This window comes from Geomicrobium sp. JCM 19039 (assembly GCF_000698145.1).
In the GTDB taxonomy this organism is placed as follows: Bacteria; Bacillota; Bacilli; order Bacillales; family Marinococcaceae; genus Geomicrobium_A.
Window position 1 is genome coordinate 223,615 of sequence record NZ_BAXB01000002.1, and the last position, 17,152, is coordinate 240,766.

Here is a 17,152-nt window from a genome sequence, read left to right on the forward strand (position 1 = left end):
TATCTATGAACACATGTTAGACTGAAAAGAACTAAAACGGAAGGTGCTGAACAAAAGGTGAAACAATACGCTGCTTCAACTATGATTCGTCGTTTGCCCGAACAGTATTTTTCGAAATTGGAAAAATCCATTGTGGCATTAAAGTCACAAGGGGCAGATATTATAAACCTTGCCCAAGGTAGCCCGGACCAACCGACACCAGACCACATTATCAAGTCTTTACAAGAAGCGGCAGCAGACCCGCAATTTCATCGGTATTCACCGTTTCAAGGCTTCTCGTTTTTTAAAGAAGCGGTTGCCGAATTTTACAAAGATCAATATGATGTGGACCTCGATCCAAATGAAGAAGTGTGCATTCTTTTTGGAGGCAAAGGCGGCCTCGTTGAAGTGAGTCAATGTTTATTGAACCGCGGAGATGTTGCCCTCGTCCCCGATCCTGGGTACCCTGACTATTGGTCAGGGGTTGCGATGCAAGAAGCGAACATGCACATGATGCCACTGCGCCATGAACACGGTTCCTTCCTCAGTATGAAGACATTCCAGCTCGGGTGCGCGATGAAGCAAAGCTGCTATTCCTCAACTACCCGAACAACCCGACAGGGCGGTGGCGTCTTCTGCGTTTTTTGAGGAAACGGTCCGATTTGCTAATGACCATGACATCTGTACAGTCCATGACTTTGCTTACGGAGCCATTAGCTTCGATGGCGTGAAACATCCAAGTTTTATGCAAACAAAAGGGGCTAAAGAAAATGGCATTGAGATTTATACACTTTCTAAGACGTACAATATGGCAGGGTGGCGTGTCGGCTTTGCGGTCGGGAATCGCTCGGTCATTAAGCATTTAAATGTGCTTCAAGATCATCAATATGTAAGCCTATTTGGAGCTGTGCAACGAGCGGCGACGACCGCTTTAACATCGTCGCAAGCAGGAGTAACAGAGCTTCAACAGATGTATGAGAAGAGAAGAAATGTACTCGTTCAAGAAGCGAAACGGATTGGATGGGCACAACAGGCACCGAAAGGCTCATTTTTCGCATGGTTTAAAGTGCCAAATGGGATGAGTGAAACTGAATTTGCTACACAGCTTCTCCATGAAGCTCACGTCGCCGTTGCGCCTGGCAATGGCTTTGGGGAACACGGACGCGGGTACGTGCGTATCGGTCTTGTGAACGACGAAACGAAGATTAAAGAAGCGATGTCAAGAATTCAAGCATTAAATCTATTTTAAAAAGGACGATCCAAATGAAAGTCTTACAATATCAAATGCGTGTAATCGCAGGAAGCCCTGTTCAAAATCGACAACGGGTCGAAGAGTGGATGCGTGAAGAAGTGAAAAAATATGCACCTGACGTCGTTGTTTTACCTGAGATGTGGACGACCGGGTACGCACTCGAGCAGCTTGAAGACATTGCCGAACAAGAAGGAGGGGTGACGGAGTCGTTTCTGATGGAGCAAGCGAAGACGCATAACGTGATGATCGTTGCCGGCAGCATGGCTGTGAAAACAGCGGACGGCATCGTGAACCGTAGTCTTGTTTATGATCATACCGGTACGTGCGTTCATCGGTATGACAAAATCCATCTCGTGCCGATGTTAAATGAGCCTGACTATCTCGTACGTGGCCAAGAGAAACCAACGGTCTTCCCTGTATCGTCTTCCCGAGCTGGCGTATTGATTTGTTATGATTTACGTTTTCCTGAACTGTTCCGATCGTTAGCATTGCAAGGAGCGGAAGTGATTTTTGTCGTTGGAGAGTGGCCAGCGGCAAGAAGAGACCATTGGGATACGTTGTTAAAAGCGAGAGCAATCGAAAATCAATGCTATATTGTCGCGTGTGATGCTGTTGGCTCACACAACGACGTAGATTACTCTGGAAATTCATTAGTCTACTCTCCGTGGGGGAACTTGATTGTCCGTGCGTCACCCGTTGATGAGGAGACGGTCGTTGCCGACCTTGATTTTTCAGAAGTACAACAGTTCCGAAAAGCCGTGCCAAATTTAACGAATCGCGTGCCATCACTCTATTAGAAATGGGGAGTTTTTATGAAGCTAGTGACGGTTATTGCAAATGATCAAGAAAAAGCAGGAATTTTACTTGACGATGTGATTGTGCCGATTGAATGCATTAACGATCATGATCGGTTAGACTTTGAAGTGAAGATGAAACCGCTGATTGAAAACGACCAACTCTCGGATCTTGCCAGGTGGGTAGCGAACAAGCAACACATCGCCACTGAAATACCTGGAGTTTTGCCTCTTTGTGACGTCACTTTGGGACCTCTTTACCGAAACCCTGAGAAAATATGGGGGATCGGCCTAAATTATGTCGATCATGCCGCTGATTTAAACGAAGTGTCCCCCAATACAGAACCGGCAAGCTTTATGAAACCTGTAACGACGATTATCGGTCCGGGAGAGACGATACGGTTGCCACCGCAATCCGAGCGCACGACCGGCGAAGCAGAGCTAGGTATTATTATTGGGAAAACGTGTAAGGACGTTGAGGAACATGAGGCATTCGATGTGATAGCCGGCTATACGACGATTATTGACATGACGGCGGAAGATATTTTAGAGAAGAATCCGAGGTATCTCACACGCGCCAAAAGTTTTGATACGTTTTTCAGCTTCGGTCCGGTCTTGCTCACCCGTGATGAGGTAGAAGATCTTCACAGTCTCGAAGTGCGTACGATGCACAATGGTGAGCTTCATCGAAAAAATACGATTGCAAACATGACATTCTCGCCAGAAATGCTCGTATCCTTTCATTCTAAAGTGATGACACTCAACCCTGGGGATATTATCTCGACGGGAACACCTGGTGCTGTGCACCTCCGAGAGGCAGACATTGTCGGGTGTGAGATTGATGGCTTTTTACCACTCACCAACCCTGTTAAAACAGCAGACTAAAAAAGGATGTGTTTCCATGAACCTATCATTAGAAAATAAGAGAGTGCTCGTTCTCGCTGCAAGTAAGGGACTAGGTCGTGCGATTGCGACGGCTTTTGCGCACGAAGGCAGCCACGTCGTCATTACGAGCCGAGACGCAAGTGCTCTAGAAGACACAGCAAATACGATCAAACAAGAAACGGGGAACGAGAACGTTTATTTTTCCTCTAGTGACATTACGAAAGAAAAGGATTTACAATCGCTTGTGAATGAAACCGTTGAAAAACTTGGCGGTGTCGACATCCTCATTAACAATAGCGGGGGCCCAAGAGCAGGTTTGTTTGAAGATATGACGGCTGAAGATTGGCAGCAAGCCTACGAATTGAATTTACTTAGTTATGTACGGACGACGCAAGCGGTATTACCTTACATGAAAAAACAACAGTTTGGCCGAATCGTAAACATTACATCGTCTTCGATTAAACAGGCGCTTGATGGAATGGTTCTCTCCAATACGTTTCGCGCAGGGGTGCTCGGCTTGACGAAAAGCCTTGCTACAGAACTTGCTGGGGAAGACATTCTTGTCAATACAGTAGGACCTGGACGTATTGCAACCGACCGGGTGGCAGAGCTTGACGCTATTGCGGCGAACAAACAAGACAAACAGCCTGAAGACATTAAAAGAGAGTCTGAGAAAAAGATTCCGGCAGGTCGCTATGGAGAACCAGAAGAGTTTGCAAAAACAGTTGTGTTCCTCGCATCGGGAGCGAATACGTATGTGACCGGGCAGTCGTTACTCGTCGATGGAGGACTCGTCCGCTCATTGTAGTCGCTTGACTTTTCTCCTCAATATGGTAAGCTGGACGTTGTGTAGTTGCTAGCTACTCACGCAGATCCCTCGACTTTACCCTTCCCATGTGAATTTCACGAGAAGAGAATGGAAGCGAGGCTTGTGCTCATATTGAGCTTAAATAAGCAAGTTGACGTAACATAAGATAACGACCATTCAACCATTTCATCCAGATCTTTAAGGGGCGGCCATTGGAGCCGTAAAGGCAAAAGAGCAGGTAGGGCTTTTGTTGATCTGGGGTACATTGCTATGAAATAAACGTGAGAACCATCAGCCCCGTGTGGAGCTGATGGTTTTTTGGTGTGCTTTTATAAAGCGGTTAGGCGTGGTCATGAATTAAGGTCCAGTTGAATAAGATGAGTGATGAACGTGAAAGGAGAGGTTCCTTTGATCGAAGGTGTCAAAGTAAAACAGCTCATAAAGCATCACGATGATCGCGGCTATTTTGCTGAACTTGTCCGTGAAGACGAATCGATACTCACGCAATTTGGTCAGATGTCTTTGTCGATGAGTTATCCAGGCGTTATTAAAGCCTTTCATTATCATGAAAAACAAGATGATGTATGGTTCTTCCCAGCTGGAAACGCACAAGTGGTTTTGTATGACACACGTCGGTCTTCACCGACGTACAAAGAAACCGATGTGTATTATATGGGGGAGTCCAATCCAATTGTGCTGCTCATACCTCGCTTTGTTGCCCACGGATACCGAGTGCTTGGCAACACGCCGCTCTCAATTATCTATTTAACGACGCACGCGTATCGAAGAGACGAACCCGATGAAAAGCGCATTGCTTGGAATGATCCCCGAATTGGGTTTGATTGGAACACGAAACATTATTAAATGCGAAAGGGCGCTATCTTTGGATAGCGCCCTTTCGTTCGGCCTCTGTATGTTAAACTAAGGGAAAATGACTAAAGGGAGTGGGAAGTGTGACGACAATTGGATTTATTCGACACGGTCGGACCGCTTGGAATCATACAGGACGGGCACAAGGAAGTTCTGATATTCCTTTGGATGAAGAAGGGATCGTTACAGCTGAACGCCTAAGAGAACGGCTTCGTGATGAACAATGGGACCACGTGTACGCCAGTGATCTAAGGCGCGCTTATCAAACCGCAGACATTGCGAGTGGCGATCATTTGCCTCGCCCGATTCACACCGACGAGCGTTTACGCGAAATCGGCGGAGGTTTGATCGAAGGAACGACGGAAGCTGAACGAATTGAGCGGTGGGGAACAAACTGGCGAGACAAAGACTTACAAATGGAATCTGCTGAAGCGGCTGCGACGTGGGTTGCTCGCGATCGCTGATATTGTAAACAATCATCCTAGTGAGCGTGTGTTGATCGTCGCTCACGGAACATTGCTCAGACTTTTGATTGAGAGTATGACAGAAACGAGTGATCGGTTACCTTTAGATAATACGTCGGTAAGCTATGTAACGAAGACAGATGACCGTTGGACGTGTTCAATTTATAATTGTACGAAACACTTATAGTAAGATTGTGACATAAACATACCCAAATACGAACAAGACGAACGAAGCAAGGATGCAAATCAAGAATAAGCGCTTGCCGTGTTTTAATGAACCGATGCTCACTTGTAGACCAAAACCCGCCATCGCCATACCGATCAATACGTACGCGATTTGCACGAAAATCTCAGACATTGCTGTCGGAAAAATTCCTGTCGTATGAATGGCACTTGTGCATAGAAAGCCGAATACAAACCAAGGTATCGGGAACTTGCCAATGGGTTGGCTATTTCTGTTTGACTTCCGAAAAACAAAGGCGAGGATGAGTAGCAAAGGGATGAGCAATAGTACACGGGTCAATTTAACAACGAGTGCATGATCGAGTGCTTCTGAAGTCCCTCTTGCTCCAGCCGCTGCAACGTGGGCAATTTCATGTAAGACACCGCCAGCAAGCATGCCGTATTGGCTGTCTGTCATACTTAAAAACGGGTAACTTACGATGAGCAATAGCGTAAACAGTGTGCCGGTCATTGAAATAATGGCCACAGCTGTGGCGACTTCGGTTTGGCGAACTGCTATTTGCGTGCTCACGGCCCCAATGGCCGCTGCCCCGCAAATAGCAGTTCCTGATGCAACAAGAACGCCTGATGAGCGATCAGTGTTTGTGATCATAACAAGGACGATGACGGCGAAAAATCCGACGATAGTCGCTAAAATTGCAAACTGCAAAGTTTCAGTTCCGAGGGAGAGAATGTCGCCAAAATGAAGACGGAACCCAAGGAATACGATGCCGATTTTAAGCAGCATCTTTGTGCTAAGTGTTACGCCAGACTGACACTCGTTTTGCAAACCGAAGATTGAGCGGTATAACATCCCGATGAATAAAGCTAAAACGAGCGGTCCGATAATGGACAGTAACCCCCATTGACTAAGGAGCATTGCGATCAATGTAAGTGCGAATGTGAGTAGAATTCCTTTTATGTAGTGCACTAGTTTCGCTCCTCTCATCATTACTGTACATAAAGATTGATGATAAATGAAATACATAATTATAATGCTTAGCATTACAATTCTTAATGAATGGAGCGTTGTAGGTGGTCGATGAACGACTCAAGATTTTTGTTACTGTTGTTGACGAGCAACATTTTACGAAAGCGGCTGAAAAGTTGTTGATTTCACAACCAAATGTGAGCATTGCACTAAAAAAGCTTGAGGAAACGTACGGGACGACCCTTCTCATTCGATCGTCAAAATCGGTGAAGCTCACACCGACGGGTGAGCGGTTATACGTAAGGGCAAAGCAAATCTTAGCTTTGTACGAGCAAATCCACACAGAAATTGATACACTACATAATCATGTGCAAGGAAAGCTTCATATTGGAGCTAGCTTTTCGATTGGAGAATACCTTGTACCGAAGATGTTGCACGATGTATACACTGACTTTCCGAATCTTGAAGTGGAAGTCACAATTGCTAATACGGAAGAAATCGTACAGAAGGTTGCAAATTTAGATGTTGAATTCGGGTTTATTGAAGGAAAAACCGAGCATAAAGATGTGTGGGTACAGCCTTTCATGGAGGATGAACTTAGAATTGCTGCAAGTCGTCATCATCCATTGTTGGCGCGTTCTACCATTGATATACAAGACCTTTACGGACAAGCATGGGTGATGAGGGAACGAGGGTCTGGGACGCGTAACTATTTTGATGAGTTTTTATTTAAGCATCACATCCAACCTAAATCGGTGACGACAATCGGAAGTAACCAGGGCGTTAAAGAGGCAGTCATGAGGAATTTAGGGTTATCCATTTTATCGAAGCACGTCATTCAACAAGACGTTGAACGAGGGACGATCGTTGTTATCCCGCTTGATGCCGTGAAAATGCAGCGAATGTTCTCGTTCGTTTCTTCTAAAATATCGTCCACGAGTCGTAACAAGCAGGCATTTGTCCACGTATTAAACGAGCGTTGGGGAACAACGATAAAAGAATGGTGAGGGGAATCGGAATGATCAATCAAGCTAAATCCGTGGCAATAGCCGCTGCGCTGGAAGCAGGGAACTATATGAAACGTCAATTTTTGCAACCTTCTTTTGTTCATGAAAAAGGGAACGATGGCGACCTCGTTACGAATGTCGATTTTGAATGTGAGCGAATCATTCTCCAACAGATCACGGGGACGTTTCCAACTCATCAAATACAAAGTGAAGAAATTGGCGATAACGGCCACGAAAGTGAATGGCTATGGCTCATTGATCCCCTTGATGGAACGAACAACTTTGCGTTAGACTTGCCATTGTTCTCCGTATCCATTTCATTAATGCATAAAAAGAAAGCGGTGTTGTCGGTCATCTATGAACCGATGGTCGATCAATTGTATTGTGCGATTGAAGGCGAAGGGTCTTACGTGAACAAGGAACGGTTTACAATATCACGTACTGAAAAAGAGTTGCGGCAACTATCTGTCGCATGGATTCAAGGGCATCATGTACAGCGAACGAAAGAAGCCGTTGTACTCCGCCAACACATTGACACGTATTGCAAACGAATGATTCGGACGTGGGCACCAACGTTAGTGTGGAACATGCTTGCAAAAGGAAAGCTGGACGGCATTGTTCTTTATGATTCTGAAGGATATGATCTATACTCGGGCATGTTAATGGTAAAGGAAGCGGGAGGAGAGATCATTGATTTTGACGGTCGTGACGTCTCTCAGATGCTGAGTCGGCCAACATTGATTGCTTGTCACACAAATAAAAAGTCACAAATGTTACAGCTCGTAAACGAAGGTTTACGGAGCAAGGAACCGATTAGATAAAGGAAGTGCTTACATGAGTAAACAACAACAGCTCCAAGACAGTTATAAAAACCGCGGTCGCTTGTTGATCAGTTGTGAGGACCAACCTGGTATTGTATCAGCCGTATCGTCTACACTCGCAAATCATAAAGCGAACATTATTGAATCCAATCAGTATTCGACGAATCCCCATGGAGGAAAATTCTTTATGCGCATCGAGTTTGAATGTGCAGATCTTCAGGCGCATAAAGCGAACATAAAAAAAGACCTTGAAGCGATTGGACAGACGTTCCAGATGAAGTGGACGTTAACAGATGTACAACAATTAAAACGCGCGGCGATTTTTGTTTCAAAAGAGCTTCATTGTTTACGTGAAATTCTATTGGAGTGGGATAACGGAGATCTTCCCATTGAAATACCTATAGTAATTAGTAATCATCCTGATGCTCGGGTGTTCGTCGAGTCATTTGGTATTCCCTTCGTGCATATTCCCGCATCTAGAGACAACCGTGAACAAAGCGAAAAAGAACAATTGGACTTCCTGAAACAATATGAGATAGATGTGGTCGTGCTCGCGCGTTACATGCAAATTCTCACTCCCGATTTTGTCGAGCAATACGATCAGCGGATTATTAACATCCACCATTCATTTTTACCTGCATTTGTAGGCGCAAAACCGTATGATCGTGCCTATGAACGAGGGGTGAAGCTCATTGGAGCAACGTCCCATTATGTGACGAATGATTTAGATGAAGGTCCGATTATTGAACAAGATATTAAACGAGTCAACCACCGAGACGGGTTGATGACTTAAAAAAGAACGGTCGGATCGTTGAAAGAAGCGTGCTCATTCGCGCATTAAAGTGGCATGTGGAAGACCGTGTTATGGTGAATGATAATAAAACGATTGTTTTCTAGGATGTAGGGTTACTTCATGATGAAATAGGGTATTCCTCCCATATACTTACTTTTTACTGACGGGGAGGATGCACACATGAAAAAGATCAGTTCGATTCTAGTTGGAAGTCTTCTCGTTTTGGCTGCGTGTGGAGACGACGATGGATCAGAAGAAGCGACGGTTGATATGGACGCTGGGCAGCAACTTTATGAAGAACATTGCCTAAGTTGTCATGGTCAAAACATGGAAGGGGACGTCGGTCCAGACATTACGATTTATCCGTATCGTGATGTACTAAACGCCATCGAGGAAGGTCCGGGCACGATGCCGGAAGGTATTATCGAAGGCGAAGAGGCGGAGACGGTCGCGCAGTATGTAGAAGCTGTAAATCAAGAAGATGAGGATGAATAAGAAGGGCTGAAAAAGGCGGGGAAGGACGAGTGAACATCCTTCCCCGCCTTTTTTTGATGACCGTGAGGCGAGGAAACTTGCTCATTTCTACTGTTTTTGATGAGCGGGTTCCTCTATTTTCAAAATATAGATTGACAGTGATAATCATTATCACTTACTATGATTGAGAATACATTTCATTAAACGGAGGAAATTATGAAAAAAATTTACCCATATATGAGCGGAATTTTGTTGACCGTTGCTTTAACGTCCGCTTGCGGAAACGGATCGGCAGACTCTGATGCAAGTGAATCAGCGCAAACATTGACAGATGGAGCAGGAAACGAGGTCAACGTTCCAGATTCACCGGAGAGAATCATTGCCCCATACTTAGAAGATCCATTACTTACATTAGGTGAAACCCCTGTCGTCCAATGGTCGGTTATGAATGGAAGCAGTCATCAAGCGTATCTAGAAGAATCGCTCACAGATATTCCGTTTATCGATTTTGAGTTGCCGCTAGAGTCTGTCATTGAGGCAGATCCAGACCTTATTATCGTCCCAGATTCAGCCTCTCTTGGCGGCGGAGAGTACAATCAATACGATCAAATTGCTCCGACATATGTTCTCAGCAGCGACACTGAAAATGACTGGCGAGCGGCACTGTTAGAAGTCGGTGAAGTACTCGGTGAGGAACAAGCTGCCAATGAAACGATTGAGGAATATGAAGCCCATGTCAATGAAGTGAGAGAAGAGTTGATGAGTGAGGTAGGCAGTGACAAAGTCGCCGCACTATGGCTAACAAACGGGACGTACTTTATTGTTGCACCAAGTGTGGCAAGTGGAACGGTACTGTTTGATGATTTAGACTTAGAGCCTGCGAATGCCATTGCGAATATCCCAGCCGATGCGGAGGCGCATTGGAATGAGCTGTCTCGAGAAGCACTTGCTGAATTAGATGCTGATTATATCTTTCTTGTCAACAGTGATGGTGAAAGCAGTGAAGCACTCATGACAGAAGATGTGTGGTCAAACATTCCTGCTGTCGATCAAGATCAAGTGTTTGAAGTCGATCCTGACGGTAGCTGGTTATACAATGGCTATCAAGCGAATCGCCAAACCATCGATGATGTTGCCGCTCATATTCTCGGGGAATAGGGGGAGTATGATGAAAAAAACACGATGCTTAGCGTTATTTGGAATTGTTTTAATGGGATGTTCAGACGGTGCGAATAGTGAAAACGAAGAAAGTATGCGGTCGGTTGAGATTGGAGACACCTCCTATGATGTGCCTGCCAACCCGGAGCGTGTCGTGACGGATTATTATGCAGGAGAGTTGCTCGCTGTTGACGCTGAAGTTGTAGGTGCGACAACGACTGCTTTTGACAATCCATTCCTTGAAGATCAACTCGCAAGCACTGAAAATATAGGCGAGCCGATTGATGTTGAACGCGTTTTAGAGTTGGATCCAGACTTAATTGTTGTCATGTATGATGACGACCTGGAACAATTACGAGAAATTGCACCAACGGTTTACATTCCTTATAATACAGCGACATCGATTGAAGGGGTAACAGAACTGTTTGGATCTCTGATGAATAACGAAGAAGCCGCTGCTGAATTTCTAGAAGGGTATGAGCAAGAAGCTAGAGAAGCAAGAGCGGAGCTAGAAGATCATTTGAATGGCGATGAGACATTTGGATTGTATGAAGTGACGAATCAACAAGAACTGTATGTTTTCGGTGAAAATTTTGGAAGGGGAGGACAAGTCATTTATGATGCTCTGGAATTGCCTGCCCCACAATCAATCGCACAAGATGTGATGGAAGAAGAGGACGTGCTACAATTGTCCCGAGAAGCAATTCCTGAGTACGCCGCAGATGTGATGTTTATCACGAGCTATGACCCAGAAGGAAGTCACCAATCGTTAGATTTTTTTGTTGACTCCTCTGTATGGCAAGGGTTAGATGCGGTCGAAAACGACCGTGTCGTGATCAATGATTTTGATACATTTTATCCGTATGACCCGATCTCAATTCGTGGTCAGATCCCACTTTTTACAGAAATGATCATCGATGTAAATCTCAATAGGTAGTGACAAAATGAAGCAATCAGCGCCAAAAAAACGAGCAACATTTACAATCGTCTTTCTGCTAGGCATCGTACTCCTTTTCTTCGCAACGATACTATCACTTACGTTTGGAGCGGCCTCCATTACACCCGCGGTCGTTTGGGAAGCGATTTTTTATTTTGATCCGTCTCTTACTGAGCATCAAATTATACGAGAAATTCGCATTCCACGTGTACTAGGCGCGATTGTCATCGGATCGGTTCTCGCGGTCTCTGGGGCGGTAATGCAAGGAATGACGAGAAATGCATTGGCAGAACCTTCGATTATTGGGATTACGGACGGTGCTGCCCTTGCCCTTGCCATTATGTTTGCCTTTTTTACTGCTGTGCCTTACGTTGGATTGTTGTTTGCTTCATTTATCGGTGCAGGTGTCGGTACAGTGCTCGTCTTTTTAGTCGGAACACTTGCAAAGGGAGGACTGACCCCAGCCAAGTTAGCGTTGGCAGGGGTCACAATTGGCGCGTTTTTAAGTGCAATATCTTCAGGAATTGCGATTTACTTTGACGTCGCTCAAGACATTAGTTTTTGGTTCGCTGGTGGGCTCGCAAATATGGATTGGCGAACGCTTCAACTCATTGTCCGGCGTGCTTCATTGGTCTACTCATTGCTCTTTGTCTTGCTAAATCAATTACGATTTTGAGCTTAGGCGCGGATGTGGCAAGAGGGTTAGGTCAAAGAACAGCGGTCGTCCGTGTTCTCGGGATTGTGAGTGTTATGTTAATGACAGGTGCAGCGGTGGCAGCAGCGGGAACCATAGGTTTTATAGGGCTTGTAATTCCTCATATTACAAGGGCGCTAACCGGTATGGACTATCGGTTTGTCATACCGGCATCTGCGGTATTAGGTAGTTTATTACTACTCGTTTCAGATATTATAGCAAGAATGGTCAACGCCCCCTATGAAACGCCTGTAGGAGCGATTACAGCCCTCGTTGGGGTTCCATTCTTCCTCTATCTTGCTAGACGAGAGGGGAGGGGCGTCTAATCATGCAAAAGCGACGAACCATGATAATTTCCGTTCTTTTGATCTTTATTGTATCTACGTTTCTTGTAAGTATGACGCTTGGAACATTTACGATGTCACCCGCTGAAGTGTTTCAAACGTTTTTCGGTTTAGGTAGCTCACAGCAGGAACTCGTGTTGTTCCAATTTCGTTTACCTAGAATGGTGCTGGCCATTCTTGTCGGTGCAGGTTTAGCTGTTTCAGGTGCAATTCTTCAAGCCCTTTCAAGAAATGACCTTGCTGACCCTGGGATCTTAGGAATAAATGCCGGTGCAGGGCTTGCGATTGTGCTGTTCATTTATTTCTTTCAAGGCTCTTATGCAGACTTAGGCTGGTCCATCTATTTGTTGCCAATGTTTGCCTTTCTAGGTGCGCTCGTAGCCGCTTTTCTCATTTATACGATTGCTTGGAAGCAAGGGGTTACGCCGGTTCGGTTAGTGTTAGTCGGTATCGGTATTAACGCAGGGTTTATGGCGTTGCTCATTGTGTTCCAATTACGCATGAATCCAAACGACTTTATGCAAGCGACCATCTGGTTGACAGGGAATATTTGGGGTTCAAGTTGGACGTACGTCCTTGCCATCTTCCCTTGGTTATTCGTGTTAATGCTCCTCGTTTTACGGGATGCCAATACGTTAAATGTGATGCGGTTAGGCGATGCTTCATCTGTATCTTTAGGCGTTCGGGTGGAACAAGTGAGGCGGCGTTTACTCGTTTTTGCGGTAGGTTTAGCAGGAGCTTCTGTCGCTGCAGGTGGAGCGATTTCCTTTATCGGTCTCGTTGCTCCCCACATTGCGAGAAGGCTCGTAGGCCCAAGACATGGGGTAATGATTCCAGTCGCAGCTTTGGTCGGTGCCTTTTTCTTATTGTTCTCAGATATGATCGCAAGAAACGTGTTATCCCCGTCTGAAATACCGGTAGGTATTATCGTAGCAATGATTGGGGCACCTTATTTTCTCTATTTGCTTATGAAAACCGCATGATAAGGAAGGGATCCATATGACTGTATTACAAGCAGAAGCAATGTCGGTCCGTTATGACAAGGTGGATATCGTAAAACAGCTTCATTTATCGATACCCGCAGGTCAGATTACGACGATTATTGGCCCGAATGGTTGTGGGAAATCGACCATACTAAAGACGATGGCGAGAATACTAAAGCTTCAAGTGGCGCTGTATACCTTGATGGAAAAGCGATTCATAGGGAACCGACGAAACAAGTTGCGAAAAAAATGGCGGTGTTGCCGCAATCCCCAGAAGCGCCTGCGGGTTTGAAAGTGAAAGAGTTGGTCGCCTACGGGAGATATCCTCATCAGAGCGGGGTGCGTTCACTTACTGGTGAAGATCATCGTGTCATTGAACAGGCACTCGAGCAAACAGGAATGGAAACGTTTAAAGATCGAGAAATTGAAGCATTGTCAGGTGGCCAAAGGCAAAGAGTGTGGATTGCGATGGCTCTGGCGCAAGAAACGGAAGTTTTATTGTTAGATGAGCCAACCACATATTTAGACCTCGCTCACCAACTAGAAGTGTTGCAAGTCTTAAAGACACTGAATGAAACAAAACGAAGAACGATTGTCATGGTCATTCATGACCTGAACCACGCTGCACGCTTTGCAGATTATATGGTTGCTTTGAAACAAGGAGCGATTATGCAAGCAGGTTCACCTGAGGAAGTCATGCAAAAACAAGTGCTGAAAGACGTCTTTCATATTGATGCTGATGTGGTTTTAGACCCTCGAACAAATAAGCCATTTTGTTTAAGTTATGATCTGTTAAGAACAGGAGGCGAGTAGCGATGGAACTGTATGATGTGACAATTATTGGTGGCGGTCCTGCTGGACTGTATAGCGCATTTTACAGCGGTATGCGCGATCTCAAAACGAAGATTATTGAAGCGGAAGACCATTTAGGTGGTAAATTAAATGTGTTTAAAGAAAAAACGATTTGGGACATTGGCGGTCTGCCTCCAACGAAAGGGAAACAAGTGATTGCTCATCTCATTGGGCAAGCGAAAACATTCTCGCCACACGTTGTTTTAGGAGAACAAGTCGTCGATTTCTCTCGTGAAAAAGACGGGAACTTCCTCATTAAAACGAATCGGTCAACTCATCGGTCCAAAGCAATCATCATTGCATCAGGTTACGGCATACTTCGGCAAGCAAAGTTAACGATACACGGAGCAGAGCGATATGAACAAGACAATTTGCTTTATGCGGTGACCGACATTGAACGTTTTCGTAATAAAGATGTGATGATTTCAGGTGGGGGGAATTCGGCGGTCGATTGGGCGAATGAAATTGAACCAATTGCGAAAAGTGTCACGGTCATCCACCGTCGTGATGAATTTGGCGGTCATGAAAAATTCGTTCAACAAATGCGGCAATCGAACGTTCAAGTGATGACACCGTTTCAAGTGAAGGGCCTTACGGGGTGCAGTAACAACTGTCGTGTAGAAGAGATTGAAATTGAACATTGCGAAAGTAGGCAATGCGAACGGCGAAAAATAGACGCGCTCATTGTGAATCATGGCTATGATATTGATCTCTCATTTATGGATCAAGCGCCAGAGGGACTTGTGCTTGAAGAGATGAGAATTCCGACCGAATCGTCGATGCAAACCTGTGCACCCGGAATATTTACTGCAGGTGACATTTCCGGACACCCTGGGAAATTGCCGCTGATCGCTGGTGCATTTACCGATGCAGCATTAGCAGTCAACGCGGTGAAAACGTATATTACGCCAGAAGCGAATGCATTCGCGGGTGTATCATCACACGATGAACGATTACAAGAACAAGGAAGTTAATGAATAGGTGCCTCTTTATATAAGGGGCACAAATTTTGTGCGCATTTTTTTAATTTCACGTACCGAAATTAACTAGAAAAATAAAAAGCAGGGGAGAAGCCAACAATTTTCACGCTAATATGTAAAGAAGTCGTTTGTAATACTGGCTGAAGTTGATTAGTAATGGCAGATGTGACCTGTTCTCCAAGTGTTTGCAACTGTGCATCATCATATGATCGGTCCAAGTCAATCGTAATCCGGCAAAACTCTTGATGCTCTGTACCATTGAACACATACGTTGATACCGTTTCTGCTCCGACAATGATTGGCTCGTTGCTCGTAACACCGGTATGACGAACGGCTTCGTGAATTTCTTTTAACAGTATACGAATCGAGGTGCGCTGCTCCAAAAACGAAGAATAGCGAGTATGTATGTACGCCAATAAGTTCACCCCTTTGTGTCATTATATCCTACAGAAGAGTCGATGTTAAACAAAAAACAGATGATCAGTATGCAACTACTGATCATCCTCGTCTCGTTCTTGAAGTGTAAATCCAGTGTAAGCATAAAATAATGCGATGATTGGAGTGACAAGGCTAAGGAAAACAAAAAATACATAATCCACACCAACATTAAGCGTCGTCATTACGTACGCGCCAATAATCCCCCAAGGACGAGAGGATGAAGAATTGTTCCACCGTCCTCTAGTGTTCGGCTTAGATTTTTTGGATGCAACCGATGATGAGCATACACTTGTTTATACGTTTGTCCAGGCAAAATGATTGACAAGTACTGTTCGCCAGTAACGAGATTAATACCAAAGCATGACAGCATCGTAGAAAGAATCGTATTTCCACGCGTTCGTAGAAAAGATTGGATGCCTTTAATCATGGCATCGGCAATCCCTATGCCGTGAATCAAACCTCCGAACGCTAGAGCAATTATAATAAGTGAAACACCGAACAACATGTGTTCAAGTCCGCCAATCGATAACAGATCATCAATGTTTGCATTTCCCGTAGCGGGTTCATACCCTGAATGAGCAGCTCCCATTACATCAGCTAGCCCACTGCCAGGTGACGTGAAAAATGTCGTAAGTCCTGCTACGACGAGTCCGAAAACAAGTGCAGGAATTGGCTTCACTCTACATATGGCAAGCAAAATAATGACAGCAGGAGATAGTAGTGTTACCGGGTGAATCGTAAATGCATCATTTAAGACACGAATCATCGACTGTATCTCTCTATCATCTCCCGCTTGACTTCCATACATAAAAATACCAATCAGGCCAAAGATGATAATCGTAACAATGAGTGCAGGGATCGTCGTCCATAACATATGGCGGATATGTTCAAATAGATCTACCTCGGCGGTAGCCGCAGCTAAGTTCGTCGTGTCAGACAATGGGGATAATTTGTCACCAAATATTGCACCACTAACAATGGCACCGGCGGTCATTGCTGGATCAATATCCATACCATAGGCCATTCCCATAAATGAAACGCCCACGGTTCCGATGGAGCTAAGCGAGCTACCGACCATCGTAGAAATAATGGCGACAATAACGACTGTAGCTGCTAAAAAGAATGTAGGGGATAATAAGTTTAGTCCGTATAACGTCATCGTTTGAATCGTTCCGTTTAACGCCCAAACCCCAATTAACATCCCGATAAGTAACAAAATGAGCATTGGGATAATCCCGTGCGAGATGGCTCGGATCATGTGTCGTTCGAGATCCTGCAAGGTTGCTTCACAATGAGACCGTATGTAGCCGTCACGATTGCGGCTAAAAGAATAGGGATATGCGGGTAGACCCCGTAATAAAGGATTCCAACAGATAAGATGGTAAGAATGATGGCTAAAACGATAAATGAACCTCGTATTGAAACCGTTCGATGCATAAGGCAAGCTCCTAGTCTTAACTATATTA

The 17,152-nt window shown here is 45.0% G+C and carries 18 protein-coding genes and 4 pseudogenes; 17 read left to right on the top strand and 5 right to left on the bottom strand.

From position 1 onward, the window contains the following. Positions 1 to 81: 81 nt before the first annotated feature. The 7 genes and pseudogenes from JCM19039_RS03220 to JCM19039_RS27040 all read left to right on the top strand — a co-directional run bounded on the left by JCM19039_RS03220 (position 82) and on the right by JCM19039_RS27040 (position 5,239). A pseudogene (locus JCM19039_RS03220) lies at positions 82 to 1,228 on the top strand (pyridoxal phosphate-dependent aminotransferase). A gap of 14 nt (positions 1,229 to 1,242) precedes the next feature. Further along, positions 1,243 to 2,028, top strand: a complete 786-nt coding sequence (locus JCM19039_RS03225; RefSeq protein WP_042423820.1) for a carbon-nitrogen family hydrolase — start codon at positions 1,243 to 1,245, stop codon at positions 2,026 to 2,028. A gap of 15 nt (positions 2,029 to 2,043) precedes the next feature. Further along, positions 2,044 to 2,910, top strand: a complete 867-nt coding sequence (locus JCM19039_RS03230; RefSeq protein ID WP_042423824.1) for a fumarylacetoacetate hydrolase family protein — start codon at positions 2,044 to 2,046, stop codon at positions 2,908 to 2,910. Positions 2,911 to 2,926: 16 nt separating this feature from the next. Beyond that, entirely contained in the window at positions 2,927 to 3,718 is a 792-nt protein-coding gene (locus JCM19039_RS03235; RefSeq protein WP_042423827.1) for an SDR family oxidoreductase, read from the top strand. 408 nt (positions 3,719 to 4,126) lie between these two features. Beyond that, positions 4,127 to 4,582, top strand: a complete 456-nt coding sequence (locus tag JCM19039_RS03240) for a dTDP-4-dehydrorhamnose 3,5-epimerase family protein (RefSeq protein ID WP_042423830.1) — start codon at positions 4,127 to 4,129, stop codon at positions 4,580 to 4,582. Positions 4,583 to 4,671: 89 nt separating this feature from the next. Continuing rightward, complete coding sequence (locus JCM19039_RS03245) at positions 4,672 to 5,052, top strand: histidine phosphatase family protein (RefSeq protein ID WP_307190139.1); 381 nt, start codon at positions 4,672 to 4,674, stop codon at positions 5,050 to 5,052. Next, the gene (locus tag JCM19039_RS27040) at positions 5,036 to 5,239 is read left to right on the top strand and encodes a histidine phosphatase family protein (protein WP_307190140.1); all 204 of its coding nucleotides are present in this window, start codon (positions 5,036 to 5,038) and stop codon (positions 5,237 to 5,239) included. The genes JCM19039_RS03245 and JCM19039_RS27040 overlap by 17 nt, the downstream gene beginning before the upstream one ends. Here JCM19039_RS27040 and JCM19039_RS03250 read toward each other — a convergent pair. Further along, on the bottom strand, positions 5,234 to 6,205 hold the full coding sequence (locus tag JCM19039_RS03250) for a YeiH family protein (protein WP_052398470.1): 972 nt from the start codon (positions 6,203 to 6,205) through the stop codon (positions 5,234 to 5,236). The genes JCM19039_RS27040 and JCM19039_RS03250 overlap by 6 nt on opposite strands. Before the next feature lie 104 nt (positions 6,206 to 6,309). Here JCM19039_RS03250 and JCM19039_RS03255 point away from each other — a divergent pair, with 104 nt between their 5' ends. From JCM19039_RS03255 to JCM19039_RS03300, 10 genes and pseudogenes are all read left to right on the top strand, one after another. Next, positions 6,310 to 7,212 carry a LysR family transcriptional regulator gene (locus JCM19039_RS03255; RefSeq protein WP_042423833.1) on the top strand — a complete coding sequence of 301 codons (903 nt, stop codon included), beginning with the start codon at positions 6,310 to 6,312 and terminating at the stop codon, positions 7,210 to 7,212. A gap of 11 nt (positions 7,213 to 7,223) precedes the next feature. After that, a complete protein-coding gene (locus tag JCM19039_RS03260; protein WP_238544905.1) occupies positions 7,224 to 8,033 on the top strand; it encodes an inositol monophosphatase in 810 nt (269 codons plus the stop codon). A gap of 13 nt (positions 8,034 to 8,046) precedes the next feature. Continuing rightward, positions 8,047 to 8,930: pseudogene (purU, locus tag JCM19039_RS03265) on the top strand (formyltetrahydrofolate deformylase). 76 nt (positions 8,931 to 9,006) lie between these two features. Beyond that, the gene (locus tag JCM19039_RS03270) at positions 9,007 to 9,321 is read left to right on the top strand and encodes a cytochrome c (protein ID WP_042423840.1); all 315 of its coding nucleotides are present in this window, start codon (positions 9,007 to 9,009) and stop codon (positions 9,319 to 9,321) included. 195 nt (positions 9,322 to 9,516) lie between these two features. After that, positions 9,517 to 10,458, top strand: coding sequence for an ABC transporter substrate-binding protein (locus JCM19039_RS03275; protein ID WP_042423842.1), 942 nt, complete (start codon positions 9,517 to 9,519; stop codon positions 10,456 to 10,458). 10 nt (positions 10,459 to 10,468) lie between these two features. Next, the gene (locus JCM19039_RS03280) at positions 10,469 to 11,395 is read left to right on the top strand and encodes an ABC transporter substrate-binding protein (protein ID WP_042423845.1); all 927 of its coding nucleotides are present in this window, start codon (positions 10,469 to 10,471) and stop codon (positions 11,393 to 11,395) included. Between the two features lie 7 nt (positions 11,396 to 11,402). After that, positions 11,403 to 12,415: pseudogene (locus JCM19039_RS03285) on the top strand (FecCD family ABC transporter permease). A 2-nt stretch (positions 12,416 to 12,417) separates the two neighbouring features. Next, the gene (locus JCM19039_RS03290) at positions 12,418 to 13,416 is read left to right on the top strand and encodes an iron ABC transporter permease (RefSeq protein WP_042423847.1); all 999 of its coding nucleotides are present in this window, start codon (positions 12,418 to 12,420) and stop codon (positions 13,414 to 13,416) included. Positions 13,417 to 13,432: 16 nt separating this feature from the next. Continuing rightward, a pseudogene (locus tag JCM19039_RS03295) lies at positions 13,433 to 14,229 on the top strand (ABC transporter ATP-binding protein). 2 nt (positions 14,230 to 14,231) lie between these two features. Further along, on the top strand, positions 14,232 to 15,242 hold the full coding sequence (locus JCM19039_RS03300; RefSeq protein ID WP_042423848.1) for an NAD(P)/FAD-dependent oxidoreductase: 1,011 nt from the start codon (positions 14,232 to 14,234) through the stop codon (positions 15,240 to 15,242). Between the two features lie 68 nt (positions 15,243 to 15,310). Here JCM19039_RS03300 and JCM19039_RS03305 read toward each other — a convergent pair whose 3' ends face one another. From JCM19039_RS03305 to JCM19039_RS25070, 4 genes are all read right to left on the bottom strand, one after another. Then, positions 15,311 to 15,664: a hypothetical protein gene (locus tag JCM19039_RS03305; RefSeq protein ID WP_042423851.1), complete on the bottom strand. Its 354-nt coding sequence runs from the start codon at positions 15,662 to 15,664 to the stop codon at positions 15,311 to 15,313. Positions 15,665 to 15,739: 75 nt separating this feature from the next. After that, a complete protein-coding gene (locus JCM19039_RS26255) occupies positions 15,740 to 15,868 on the bottom strand; it encodes a hypothetical protein (RefSeq protein WP_255343614.1) in 129 nt (42 codons plus the stop codon). After that, complete coding sequence (locus tag JCM19039_RS03310; RefSeq protein WP_052398471.1) at positions 15,868 to 16,944, bottom strand: Na+/H+ antiporter NhaC family protein; 1,077 nt, start codon at positions 16,942 to 16,944, stop codon at positions 15,868 to 15,870. The genes JCM19039_RS26255 and JCM19039_RS03310 overlap by 1 nt, the downstream gene beginning before the upstream one ends. Next, a complete protein-coding gene (locus JCM19039_RS25070; RefSeq protein ID WP_052398472.1) occupies positions 16,941 to 17,123 on the bottom strand; it encodes a hypothetical protein in 183 nt (60 codons plus the stop codon). Before JCM19039_RS25070 ends, JCM19039_RS03310 begins: the two co-directional genes overlap by 4 nt. Positions 17,124 to 17,152 lie beyond the last annotated feature (29 nt).